The sequence below is a fragment of the Bradyrhizobium sp. genome, from assembly GCF_035484855.1.
In the GTDB taxonomy this organism is placed as follows: domain Bacteria; phylum Pseudomonadota; class Alphaproteobacteria; order Rhizobiales; family Xanthobacteraceae; genus Bradyrhizobium.
In genome coordinates, this window is the sequence record NZ_DATHOP010000030.1 from 1 (window position 1) to 12,611 (window position 12,611).

Genomic DNA, 12,611 nt, shown 5'->3' on the forward strand with positions numbered 1-12,611 from the left:
CGCGCCCAGCACCTCGTCGTTGTGGGCGCCCGGCTCCGGCGCCATGCGGTCGAGTTTGCCGCCGCCATGCGCCAGGCGGAAGCCTGAGCCGGCGAAGCGGAGGCGACCGTAGGGGGTGTCGATCTCCTGCACGGCGCCGCGCGCCGCTATCTGCGGATGATCGATCACTTCCTCGACCTTCCAGATGCTGGCGCAGGGCGCGCCGGCCTTGTCGAGAATCTTTTCCCACTCGCGCGGGTCCTTCTTCGCCAGTTCCTGCTCGATGATGGCGCGCAACGCCGGCTCGTTCTCCTGCCGCGCGAACCAGTCGACGAAGCGCGGGTCTTGCAGCGCATCGGCGCGGCCGATCGAGGTCATCAGTGATTGATATTGCTTCTCGCTGTTGACCGCGAGCAGCAGATAGCCCTCGCCCGCCCTGAACAGATTGGCGGTGGGCCTTCGGCTGACCGCCTGATTGCCCGATTGTTTCTGGCGATGGCCGGCGACGGTGTAATCCGCCACCTGCCCCGACAGGAACGCCAGCGTCGCCTCCAGCATGGAGACGTCGACCAACTGTCCCTTGCCGGTATGGCTGCGCTGGAACAGCGCGCTCGACACTCCGAACGCGGCGGTCGATCCCGACAGCACGTCGCAGATCGCAAAGCCGGCGCGGGTCGGGCCGCTCTCCTCATGGCCTGTTATCGCCATGATGCCGCTCAGTGCCTGCATCTTGCCGTCGTAACCGGCGCCGAGCCGCTCCGGCCCGGTCTGCCCAAAGCCCGAGATCGCGCAATAGATCAGTTTTGGGTTGATCGCCGACAAGCCCTCGTAGCCGATGCCAAGCTTGTCCATCACGCCGGGCCGAAAATTCTCCATCACGACGTCGACCTCGGTGGCGAGCTTTTTCACGATCGCGATCGCTTCCGGCTTCTGCAGGTCGAGCGTCAGGCTGCGCTTGTTGCCGTTGATCGCCTGCCAGCCCGGCGCCAGCCCGCGCTCGGCCCATTCGCGGGATAGCGGCGTGCGGCGCATGTCCTCGCCTTCGCGCCGTTCCACCTTGATGACGTCGGCGCCCAATAGCGCAAGCTGATAGCTCGCATAGGGGCCGGCCAGCACCTGCGTGAAGTCGAGAATCTTCACGCCTTCGAACGGTCGGGTCACGCGGACTCCTCCTGATGGAATTTTTCTTGTTCTTTAATGGCGCGTCAGGCGGCGCGGTTGCCGCGCGCGATCTCTTTTTGCTTGTCGAATTCGGCCCGGCGCCGCGCCAGTTCTTCCGGGCTCATCTGCGCGACATTGTTGTAGTCGAGCTTCCAGGAAGCATCCGCGCTCCAGCGCAGCGGCGACTGCATCGTGGTGCGGGCGCCGGAGGCCGTCTCCAGAAGACGCAGCGCCAGCTCCAGTGTCAGCGCCTGCGACTCCACGTCGTGCGGCTTGCCGGCGGAATTGCCGAGCGGGAAGTCGCTGAACAGGAAGCGCGGCACCGCGGCGTGCTCGACGATGTCCTTGGCGCATCCCATCACCACCGTCGAAATGCCATTGGCCTCCAGGTGGCGGGCGACGAGCGCGGAGGTCTGATGGCAAACCGGGCAGTTCGGCACCACCACGGCGACGTCGACTGCATCCGCTAGGCAGCGGGCGAGGATGTCGGGCGCATCGATTTCGATGGTGACGCGGTGGCTGCGATTGGTCGGCGCGCCGAAGAAGCGCGGCGCGACCTCGCCGATCCGCCCTGCGGCCGCGGCCATCAGCAACTGCGGCAGCGGGAACCAGGTGCCGCTGTCGGTCGCCGTGGTGTGCTTGCGGTCGTAGCCGATATGCGAGATGCGCAGATCGTGCGGCTTCGAGGTGTCGCCGTCATAGATTTTGTAGAATTTTGCGCCGCCATTATAGGCCGCACCCGGCCCCTGATCGCCCTTCGCCGGATCGTAGGGGGCGGCGGTGGTGACGATGGTCACCCGCGATTGCGAGAGCGGCTTCTTCAACTGATGGAACGGCGCATCGATGTAATGCGCCCAGCGATAGGGCGTGGTGTAGCCGATCGCGGTGTAATAGTCGCGGGTCCGCTGCATGTAGGGGACCGGCGAATCGTAGTCAGGCGCAAAGCCGAGTTGGTCATCGAGCGAGCCTGGCATGTTGGTGTCTCTCCTTGCGTTCCGGCACGAGGCCTGAGGATAGCCCGCACGTTCCACAAAAAACAGACGTCAAATCGCGAATGTTCGAGATCCGCTTGCCCTTCTACTCGTCCTCGAATTCGTCTTCCTCGTTGACTTTCTCGCGCGACTTGTGGACATGCGCCACATGCGTGCCGCCGAGCGATCCCGTCACATTGGGCTCGCGCGAGGCATAGGGGTTGCGTCCCGCCGCGCGCGCCGCGATCTCCTCGCCCGAGACCGCAGAAGGCTCGCAGATCAGCCGCCGCGAGGTGCGGCGCATCAGGTCGACGTGGATGTGATCGTAGTGATAGACGTTGGAGCCGGGCGCGAGCACCGTGGTAAACTGCTGGCAGGCGGCACCCTGCACGTCGCGCAGGAAACCCTGCTCTTCCGGCAGGCCCTTCCAGCCGTCCTTCACCGAAATGCGCCGGCCGTCGGCGAGCGTGAAGGCCGCGATGTCGAGCGCGTTGCCGAACGCGTGCTCGGAAATATGGGCGTGCGGATTGCCGTTCATGCCGCGGCAGGAATAGGCCGAGATCTGCTTGATCTCGACGACGCGGGCGCCGAACCAGCGCTGGGCCGCCGGCTGCACGGAATCAGCGAGCCAGTGATCGAGCACTGAGACCAGCGGACAGGCGAGCGTCGCCGCCGGTTTGACGGCGACCGGTCCGACGGATGCGACCGGATTGCCCTGCACTGGGCCGAGCCGCGGCAGCGGCTCCGCAGGCGTGTAAGGCGCGGCGGCCTCGGGCCGCGCGGGATATGGCGCGGAAGCGCGGTCGCGCGGCGGATAGGCCGGTGCGGCCGGATATGACGGGGGATACGCGCCGCGTGAAACTGGCCGGCTCGATCCCGGCGCGCCCTCGGGCGGCAGTTCGATATCGTCCTCGTCGGGGGCAACGCCGGGCGCGGTCAGCGAGATCGGACCGTTGCTCGGCGCGTTGTAGGGGGGCTGGCGCTGCGCGTTGTCGGGATAGGATGGCGGATAGGGCGGCGGATAAGCCTGTGGCGGCGGCTGCGAAACCGGCCAGCGCGGCTGGTTTCCGATATTGCCGGGCGGCCGCAAATCATCGTCGGCAAAACCGAAGCTGCTGTTGCCTTCACCGAGTGCCGAGACCTTGAGCGGATATTCCGCGCCGCACACGCCGGGGCCGGAAATCGGATCGATCCGGACCAGGTCCGGCCCCTCCTTCACGGCGCCGGATTTCAGGCACGCCAATTCGGCCTCGGCCCGCCATGGTTCGCGCTCCGCGGACTCGAAAAATCCGTGGCCGCAACCCGCCAGCGTTACAAGGACGATGGAGCCGACGAGATACAAACGAACTCCGCGCGTCATCCGGGCAGGATTGCGCGAATTTATTTAAGGAGTAATCAACGCCTTGATTTCACTAATCTTTAACCATGCGGTGCGGCGCGGCGAGAGCGCGAGTGGCAGCCACGCTTACTTTTTTGCCAGGGAACGATTTGCTAGTTTCGGCGTTGCAGCGGGCAGCGACGTGAACCAGGGAGCGTTCCCCATGACTTTCGTCGGCAGACTGAGCGTTGTTACCGCGTATATCGCCTTTGCCTTTGTCGGTGCCATCGTGCTCGGCGTGTTCTAGGGCAGAGAGCTTCGGTTTCCAAAGCGCCCGGCGGACTGGATCGTTCCAGCCGCCGGGCGTTTTGATTTGGGCTCACCACGTGTACCGCACGACTCCCTTACCGGCGTAGCTTCGGGTGACATCCGAGAATTCGCCTTCAAATGTGACGGCGACAGACCAGCCATTGATCCATTTCATCTCAGCTGACGCGGTGGTGAGCGCGGAGTCGCTCGCCTGCGCCGCGCCGTTGACGACAAAGGAGGCACCCGGCAGCGCCTGGAAGGTGGCGGCGATGCTGCGGTCCGGATTGAAATCGTGCGCCCAGGCAAAACGGCCGCGCAGGGTCAGGATCGCGTTCTGCATCGCAAATGATTTGTCGGTGCGGATACCCAATTCGCTGCGCGTGTCGGTCACGCTCCTGGCGTTGTAGGCCAGCGCGAAGGTATTGGAGCCAACGATTGCCTGTTCCGCATAGGTCGGCAGATCGAAGGTCGTGAATTGCGCGGCGGCGTAAGGCGTCACCCCCATCCATGGCGTCACAAGACGATAGCCGCCTTCAGCCCGGCCGGAGAATGCGTTGGCGTTGAAGCGCGCCTGAAGCTGGTCGATACCCGCGACGGTCACCGTGCGGTTGGTCGTGATGTCCTGCCAGCCGTAAGCAAGCGCGCCGGAGACGTAGGATGCGCCAACGGTGTGACGCACGAAGGCGCCGGCCTGGAACAGGTCCGAGCGTCCGGAGCCGCCATTGGCGACGCTGAAATTGGTACCGCCGCCCGCAAGCGAAAACCCGGCAATCGTGCGTGGCGAGAAAAAATAGTCGGCACCGACCGCGGTGCCGAACACGCTGCTCGTGGTGCCGTTCGAACCCAGCGTCGTGTTGCCGTCGGTGGTTTGCGAGCCGCCAAAACCCGCCGCCCAGATGCTCCAATGCGGATCGAACAGATTGTTGCGCGGCGCGGCCTTGGTCATCATGCCGTAGGCGTCGCGTTCGGCGCCGCTGCCCTTGCGGCCACTCGATGCGTAGGCACTCGAAGCGCCCTCCTCCGCGAACGGCGTCGTGCTCGTGGTCGATGCCGTGTTGTCGCCGCGTCCCGCGACGAACGGATCGAGCAGCAGGGAGAGAAACTGCGTCATCGCATCGAAGGTAGTCTGCTGCGATCCCGTCGCGGTTTCGCCTGACGCCTGGGTCAGGCCTGCCGGGGTCAGGGTGCCGAACACCAGTGGGATACCGCCGGAGGTGTTGAAGAAGCGCGAGAGCGCGTTTGCGACGTTCCTCTGATTGCCGTTCAGGCCGGGCAGTTGCGACAGCGCAAGCTCGACGTTGAGATACGCGTCATTGGCGTCATAGCTCAAGTTGGCAGCAAAAGATGATGGAAGATTGGTGTTCACCAGCGAATTGAAGCTGCCGTTGACGCCACCGGCAGCACTGACGATGGTATATTGCTTTGCCACGTAATTGCCGGGCAGGAACAGCGCTCCGACATTGCCGTTCAATGATGCAGTGCCGGTCACGCTGGCGAAGGTCGATGCGGCGGGATTGAGTTGTATCAGATAGAGCGAGCCCGACTGGAACGCGAGATTGCCGGCGACAGTCATCGCAGAGCCCGGCGTACCGTTGCCCGGCATGAATATTCCGCCGTTGATCACGGTGTTGCCGACGATGCCGCTGCCGCTGAGCTCGCCGCCGGTATTTACAGTCGTCATCGAGGACGGCGCAATCGAACCGCTGACGCTGAGCGTGCCGGCGTTCACGGACGTAGGGCCGACATAAGTGTTGGCGCCGGTGAGAATGGTGTTGCCGGACCCGTTTTGCTGGAGAGCGCCGTTACCTGAAATCACACCGGCGAATGCGTAGGCATTGTCGCGGTTTATCGCGAACATGCCGTTGTTAGCGACATCGCCGATGATCGAGCCGGTAGCGCCGCCGTTGCCGATTTGCAGCACATGGTTCGCATCGATGAACGTTCCGCCAGTGTAACTATTGGCTCCGGTCAGCAGCAGCGTGCCGTTGAACGTCGCAGGAAAGAAATTCGAGACGTGCACGCTACCAGCGCCCGCGATTTCACCGGCAAAGGTACCGCTCGCGATCCGCAGGTCGGTTGTTGCGTTTGTGCCGGTTACTACCAGCCCCGAGCCAAGCAAATTGTTGATTCCACCTGAGGAGGGGGACATTTGGTCGTTGAAGTCCAATGTGGCGGCCGTTGCGACGGTGGTCGATGCATTGGCCCCGGTCAGACTGCTCAGGAAACTTGAACCGGCTGCGGAACGCAGCGTGCCGCCGTTCACTTCAAGTTGCGAACTTGGAGAAATGAAAATTCCGCCGGGAGGCCCGATCACGACGGTGCCAGTGTCGGTTGCCGAACCGAAGCGTGCCACGCTGTTGTCGGAAAAAGTCAAAAAACCGGTTGTGGTCACGGTCTGTGTCGCGGCTACCGAAAATGTACCGGTCGCGCCATTTGCGAAACTCAAGCCGTTCGCCAACTGGCCGCTCACTGTTGAACGCAATGTGCCGCCGTTGAGCACTACCGTATTGGTGCCGAGCGCATCGATCGCGCCAGCCGTTGCATGCGATGCTTCAAGCACGCCCGCGTTGACAGAGGTGCCTCCGGTGTAGCTGTTCGGGCCTGACAGGGTAACGGTTCCAGTAGTCGACTTCGTCAAGGCACCGCTGCCCGTCAGTGTTGCGGAAACAGTGCCGGAGCGAACGTCGAACAAGCCCGACGAAGAAAGCGCGCCGTGCTGGATCGTGCCGGTTATAAGCGTGACGCCGCCGTTCTGAGTCTGGGTAGAGCCGCCGAGATCGAGAATGTTCGGGATGGCGGGGCCAGGAGGAAAGAACATACCAATATTCGTGCTCATTGTTAGAGCATTGCCGATGTTGCCGAGCGTCCCCGCGCCGGCAAGCTGCAGCGTTCCCGACGAGATCGTCGTGCCGCCAGTATAATCGTTAGGGCCCGAGAGCGTCAGCGTGTCGCTTGAGGATCCAGATATCCCTAACTGGCCCGAACCGCTTATTTGACCCGAGAAATTGCCTTTGAAGATCGAAAGAGTGCTTGTGGAGTTGGTCCCTATTAGCACCCGGCCATCGCCAAGAAGATTGCCGAGAACGCTTCCAGCCTGATCGTTGAAATCCAGAGTCGCGCCAGCATGTACCGTCGTGGGCGTCAAACCGGTGATACTGCCAAGGCTCGAGTTTCCCGCCCGCAGAGTGCCCCCCGCGACGTCGATCGTGGCCTGGCCGTTGCCGAAGCTGAGGATGGATGCAGCAATGACCACAGTACCAGTATTCGTGGCAGAGCCGAAAACCAGGTGCGGATTATTAATGGTGAGATCGAAGACCGACCCGCTCAGCGTGAGCGTTTGGCCTGCCGCTGCCGCGACGGTGCTGGTCACGTTGGGCTGGAATTTGATGTTGTTGCCAATCGAGCCGGTGGTCGCGGACTCCAGCGTACCGCCTCCGAGGTTGATGCCGTTCGCGGTCGTGACCGCGGTCGAGCCGCTGAGCAGGAGCGTGCCGCCGTTGTTGATGTTGAGGGTGCCGGTGAACAGGCTCCCACCCGCCTGGAGGTCGACGGTGCTACCGGCGTTGGTGATCGATAAAGTGCTTCCTACGCCTCCATTGGCCACACCTCCATTGATCTGTGCCGTCCCACCATTCGTGACATTGATCTGGCCTTCGATTGAACTCGGGACACCGTTGCTCCAGTTGCCGTTGACAAACCAGCTGCCGGTGCCGCCGGTCCAGTTCGTTGTCTGCGCATGAGTGGGAACAGCACCCAAGCAAATGGTTGCCAGCGACGTCGCGAGCGACAGCTGCAACTTTCTCCGACCTCGCGACCCTCGTGCACGGGCCGCTCCGAGCCAAGCGCTTACAACCAGTATGGCGTCGCTAAAGCGGTCAACACGCCCTGCGACCGAGCCAGATCGTTCGGCCTTGGTCGCCGTCAATCGCGATCGAAAATGAAAACCACAAGCCACAATTTCACGCCCCGCGGCGGCGTCCACGTTTGTGCCGCAGCCCCAAAACTCACGCTAGCATGGTGGTCAAGGGCACATATAACGGAGCTTTCCAGAGATGCGTTTCCCGGTTGCCTGGTGCATATGCGCAACAGTACGATGCGACCGAGATTCCGCTGCGATGTCCTCCTCGCGAACCCGCCCTCACCACATATTCGAGCAATCCGAGCCGGTGATGCCGCCGATGGTGAAATCCTTGCATAGCATGCCGGGCTCATCCGGATCGGGAATACATGCCGTCGCGCGAATGGTCGCGCACAGTATGGCTGTAGCGCCAGCCGCGCGTGCGCATGCAGGTCTTGTAGGCCTGCGAGGTCGGAACGCCGCTTTGCGGCGCGCCCAGGGTTTGCGAGCAATAGCTGGTGTCGACCTGCAGCACGTCGTCGCCGCGCTTCTGTTTGGTGATGTTGGTATAGACGTCGTTGTCGGCATGCGCGCCGAGCACGGAGCCCAGCAGCAGCAGGGTGACGAGAGCCAGGCGTTTCATCGTCGATCTCCATCTTCGTGGCAGCTCCGCGTTCAGCCATCGGTCGCGCCATGCGCGTGGGCCGGTTCAGATGGAATCGATTACAAATTGGAAATGCTGACTGAGGCGCTGGATACGGGGCATCATGCTTCGAGACGCGGCGAAGACGTTGCTTCGCTCTTTCGTCATGACCGGGCATAGCCGCCCGAAGGACGGCGTGGCTTGCGCTCGCCTATGCCCGGGCATGGCGAGTTTTGACAATGACGGAGCGCGGTATCGCCACGCGTATCGCTACGTCCGCGGCTCGTTGACGATCTGGCGCGAGGTAATCAGCCGCTGCGGCGGGCTGATCCGGGTCCAGACATTGCCGGTGCAGAAGAAGCGACCGAACGCGCAGGCCTCGACGCGGAGCGAGTTCGGCCCCTGCATCGCGATCTCTGCATAATAGGTGTTCTTGCTGTCGCGGCTGTAGATGTTGCCCGACCATTCGGAATCGTTTTTCGGCTTCATGTTGATCAGGACCGATTCACCCGAGGTGTCCGACCGCGGATTGATCGCATATCCGCACAGCGCGCGGCCGCATGGTTCGATGCGAACCGATCCCTTTTTCCCCTCGGTCTGCCAGTCGCCGAGCGGGGTCGTGGCCGGCGCCTCGTCTTCGACCTTGATGATCTTGGGCGCTCCCTGGGGCGCGGGCCGGGTCACGACCGGCGGCGGCGCGACCGGCGGTGCAGCCGGCGGAACGACAGGCCCGGCGACCGGAGGGGGGTTAGATGGCGCAGCGGCTTGCGGGCGCGGCGCGGCGGCTTCCTGCGGGCAAGCGATCGGCTTGACCGGCGCCGGTGGCGGCGCGGCGATGACCGGAGCCGCGGCAGCCTTTTCGGTTACGGCCTTGGCGGCCGGCTGAAGGGCTGGCGGCATCGAAACCGGCGCAGCGGCTGGCGCAGGCGGCTTCGGTACGGCGGCGACAGCGGGAGCTGTAGCCGGAGCCGGAGCTGCCGCGACATCATCATCTCGATCGCGGGTTCGACGCGATTCATAAATTCCGGGAATCGATACCGAGACGCAGGAGGCGGAATTGCAATGCCGCGGTGCCTCGACGTGGATGCGGTGTCCGGCAACCGTGAACGAAAACGATTCGCCGGCATGAGCGGGCGAACTGACCAGCAGCAACGCAAGCAGATAGTAATATCGGGTCATCGCTGGTCCCTTCCCTTGGATGTCGCGGAAACTAGCTCCGCGAGGCCGCTATCGAATGTGATTTGAATCACCGTGGCCGGTGCTGCGCGCGCCGCCGGTCGCAGTTTTCGGCCCTTGTGACGCAGGTCACGGAATCCGCCGCCGGCCGGGTTTAGGGTCCTGGCAGGTTTCAAGCCCGCTTTGAGGAGGCACTCATGAAGATGCGCTACGTTCTCGCAGCCCTGCTGATGACCGGCACCGCCGCCCATGCCGGCAATTCGATTTCGTTCGAGGTCAACGGCCACCACGTCCGGATCGAGGCGCCGAAGCATTGCAGCGAACTGTCCTGCATCCAGATCTCGGCGCCCGGCGTTTCGGCTTCCGACTTCGGCTTCAAGAGCATCAAGGCGAGCCACGACGATGACGATGTCGTGCGGCCCGCGCCGAAATCTGCGCCTTCGCCCGCGCCGGTCATCCAGGCCGCGGCGCCGGCGGCCGCACCGGTCGCAAGCGCCCCACCCGTTCCGGCAACAACGCTGGCCTCGACCGCGCCCGCGCCGGTCGCCAATGACATCGCACCCGCCGCTCCGGCACCCGTAGCGACTGTTACGCCCGCGCCTACTCCGGTCGCCGCGGCACCCGCGCCGGCTCCGACCACCCCGCTCGGCATCTGGGCGACGGAAGAGAACAAGGGCAATGTTCGCGTCGAACAGTGCGGACAGAATCTCTGCGGCTACGCCGTCAAGACCGGCGAGAAAATCCTCATCGACATGAAACCGTCGAATGCGAAGTGGACGGGCCAGATCCACGATCCCGACTCGGGGAAGAATTACGACTCGACCGTCGTCATGAAGGGGCCGAACGCGATGCGCGTACAGGGCTGCGCCTTCGGCGGCATGTTCTGCGGCGGCCAGACCTGGAACCGGGTCAGCTGACGCGGCCCGCGGCCTCTGTTCTATTCTCGTCATTCCGGGGCGCCCGTAGGGCGAACCCGGAATCTCGAGATTCTCAGATGTGCAATTGCACATCGTAGTTCGATGCGGAGCCTGTCATCGGGCCGGCCGGAGGCCGGACCCGTTGGCATCGCCCCGGAATGACACCAAGAAAGCCCGCGACGAAACAATTCCCCTTTCCGACGAAACCATTTCCTGCTTCCCGCGCAAAAACGCTGCAACCAATGCTGCCTATTGCTGCCGACGAAACAGCGGCGGATCGGCGTATGAGCCGCGCGCCCGCGAAGGAGGCATCGGATGGCGTTAAAGTCTTCGATTACCGGGCACTGCAAACTCACGGTGGCGATCGTGCTCGCGCTGGGAATGCTGACGACGGCCTCCCACGCCTACACGCTCGAACAGCAGCAGATGTGCTCAGGCGATGCGATGCGGCTCTGCAGCTCGGAAATACCGAACGTGGACCGCATCACCGCCTGCATGGAACGGCAGCGCGATTATTTGAGCGAAGGCTGCCGGGCGGTGTTCGAGGTCGAGACGCCGGCGGCTGCGACGGAAGCGCCCGCAAGCGATGCTGCCGCCGCGAGGCCTTCGAGGCCGATCAATCTGGTTCCGAAATACCGGCATGGCTGAACGGAGCGGTTACCACGCGTAGCGCACCACGCCCTTGCCGGCGTAGCTGCGCGTGACTTGCGAGAACTCGCCCTCGAAGGTCGCCGCCGCCGACCAGCCATTCATCCACTTCATTTCGGCGGACGCGGTCGTCAACGCGGAGTCATGCGCCTGCGCCGCGCCGTTGACGACGAAGGAAGCGCCCGGCAGCGACTGGAAGGTGGCGCCGATGCCGCGATCCGGGTCGAAATCATGCGCCCAGGCGAAGCGGCCGCGCAAAGTCAAGATGCCGTTCTGCATGGCAAAGGATTTATCGGTGCGAATGCCGAGTTCGCTGCGGCTATCGGTGACGTCCCTCGCTCCATAGGCGAGCGCAAACATGTTGCTGCCCACGATCGCCTGCTCCGCATAGGCCGGCAAATCGAAAGTGGTGAACTGCGCGGCCGCGTAGGGCGTCACCCCCATCCATGGCGTGGCGAAGCGATAGCCGCCCTCGGCGCGACCCGAATAAGCATTGGCGTTGAAGCGCGCCTGCAGCTGGTCGATGCCGGCAACGGTGACGGTGCGGTTGGTCGTGATGTCCTGCCAGCCATAGGCGAGCGCGGCCGAGATATAGGCCGGTCCTTGCATATGGCGGACATAGGCGCCGGCCTGGAACAGGTCGGAGCGGCCGCTGCCGAATCCGTTGACGCTGAAATTCGTGCCGCCGCCGGCGAGCGCGAAACCGGCCAGCGTGTACGGCGAGAAGCGATAGTCGGCGCCGACCGCCGTGCCGGCGATGCTGTTGCTCGCGGTGTTCGATCCCAGCGCCGCATTGCCGTCGGTGGTTTGCGAACCGCCAAAGCCCGCCGCCCACACGCTCCAGCTCGGAACGAAGGGGGCGGCCGGCGGCGCCTTGCCATACATCGCGGCGTAGGCGTCACGCTCGCTGTTCGTGCGCGGCCTGCCGTTGGAAGCATAGGCACTCGCTTCCTCGGCGAACGGCGTCGCGCCCGCACCGTTGGCGCCATTGCCCGAACGATTCATGAAGGGATCGGTCAGCAGGCCCATGAACAGGCCCATCGCATCGAACGTGGCCTGCTGCGAGCCGGTCGCGAGTTCGCCGGAGATTTGCGTGAGCGCTGCGGGCGTCAGTTCACCGAACACGATGGGGATGCCGCCGGTCGCATTGAAAAACCCGGTCAGCGCATTGGCGACGTTCTGCTGATTGATATTGAGGCCGCCCGGCACGCCGAAACCGAGCGCCAGATCGAGATAGGCGTCGTGAGCATCATAGCTCAGGCTGATCTTGAAGCCTGCGGGAAGACCGAGCGAGTCAACCCCGCTGAAGGTGCCGCTGACGCCACCCGCGGCGGTCAGGATGGTATATTGCTTGGCCACATAGGTGCCGGACGCAAAGCTCGCACCCACGAGGCCGTTCAGCGTCGCGGTGCCGGTGACGCCGGTGAACGTCGAAGTGGCGGGATTGAGCTGGACGAGATAGAGCGCGGCGGACTGGAATGCCAGATTGCCGGCGACCGTCAACGATGAACCCGGCGTGCCATTGCCGGGCAGCAGCGTGCCGCCGCTGGCGACCGTGGTGTTGCCGACCGAACCAGTGCCCGTCAGGACGCCGTTGGCATTCACCGTGGTCAGGCTGGACGAGGCGATCGAGCCATTCACCTCCAGCGCA

The 12,611-nt window shown here is 63.8% G+C and carries 10 protein-coding genes; 3 read left to right on the forward strand and 7 right to left on the reverse strand.

Features of this window, described 5'->3' with window-relative positions:
- The 3 genes from VK804_RS03855 to VK804_RS03865 form a co-directional block, all read right to left on the reverse strand.
- On the reverse strand, nucleotides 1-1,140 hold a 1,140-nt coding region (locus VK804_RS03855), incomplete at its 3' end, for a CoA transferase (RefSeq protein WP_325368019.1).
- 44 nt (nucleotides 1,141-1,184) lie between these two features.
- A complete protein-coding gene (locus tag VK804_RS03860; RefSeq protein ID WP_325368021.1) occupies nucleotides 1,185-2,114 on the reverse strand; it encodes a glycine reductase in 930 nt (309 codons plus the stop codon).
- Nucleotides 2,115-2,217: 103 nt separating this feature from the next.
- Nucleotides 2,218-3,471 (reverse strand): extensin family protein, encoded by a 1,254-nt coding sequence (locus VK804_RS03865; protein WP_325368023.1) that lies wholly within the window; start codon nucleotides 3,469-3,471, stop codon nucleotides 2,218-2,220.
- Nucleotides 3,472-3,514: 43 nt separating this feature from the next.
- On the opposite strand from VK804_RS03865, the gene VK804_RS03870 reads away from it, so the two are divergent.
- Nucleotides 3,515-3,736: a hypothetical protein gene (locus tag VK804_RS03870; RefSeq protein WP_325368025.1), complete on the forward strand. Its 222-nt coding sequence runs from the start codon at nucleotides 3,515-3,517 to the stop codon at nucleotides 3,734-3,736.
- A gap of 72 nt (nucleotides 3,737-3,808) precedes the next feature.
- Here the strand turns inward: VK804_RS03870 and VK804_RS03875 are convergent, their stop codons facing one another.
- The 3 genes from VK804_RS03875 to VK804_RS03885 form a co-directional block, all read right to left on the reverse strand.
- The gene (locus tag VK804_RS03875; protein ID WP_325368027.1) at nucleotides 3,809-7,534 is read right to left on the reverse strand and encodes an autotransporter domain-containing protein; all 3,726 of its coding nucleotides are present in this window, start codon (nucleotides 7,532-7,534) and stop codon (nucleotides 3,809-3,811) included.
- Nucleotides 7,535-7,946: 412 nt separating this feature from the next.
- Complete coding sequence (locus VK804_RS03880; protein WP_325368029.1) at nucleotides 7,947-8,219, reverse strand: hypothetical protein; 273 nt, start codon at nucleotides 8,217-8,219, stop codon at nucleotides 7,947-7,949.
- Nucleotides 8,220-8,489: 270 nt separating this feature from the next.
- Nucleotides 8,490-9,398 carry a DUF2147 domain-containing protein gene (locus VK804_RS03885; RefSeq protein WP_325368031.1) on the reverse strand — a complete coding sequence of 303 codons (909 nt, stop codon included), beginning with the start codon at nucleotides 9,396-9,398 and terminating at the stop codon, nucleotides 8,490-8,492.
- A 194-nt stretch (nucleotides 9,399-9,592) separates the two neighbouring features.
- Here VK804_RS03885 and VK804_RS03890 point away from each other — a divergent pair, with 194 nt between their 5' ends.
- Both VK804_RS03890 and VK804_RS03895 read left to right on the forward strand, forming a co-directional pair.
- Complete coding sequence (locus VK804_RS03890) at nucleotides 9,593-10,312, forward strand: DUF2147 domain-containing protein (protein ID WP_325368033.1); 720 nt, start codon at nucleotides 9,593-9,595, stop codon at nucleotides 10,310-10,312.
- Between the two features lie 315 nt (nucleotides 10,313-10,627).
- On the forward strand, nucleotides 10,628-10,960 hold the full coding sequence (locus tag VK804_RS03895; RefSeq protein WP_325368035.1) for a hypothetical protein: 333 nt from the start codon (nucleotides 10,628-10,630) through the stop codon (nucleotides 10,958-10,960).
- 9 nt (nucleotides 10,961-10,969) lie between these two features.
- Here VK804_RS03895 and VK804_RS03900 read toward each other — a convergent pair.
- Nucleotides 10,970-12,611, reverse strand: a 1,642-nt coding sequence (locus tag VK804_RS03900; protein WP_325368037.1) for an autotransporter domain-containing protein, incomplete at its 5' end; no start/stop codon positions are given.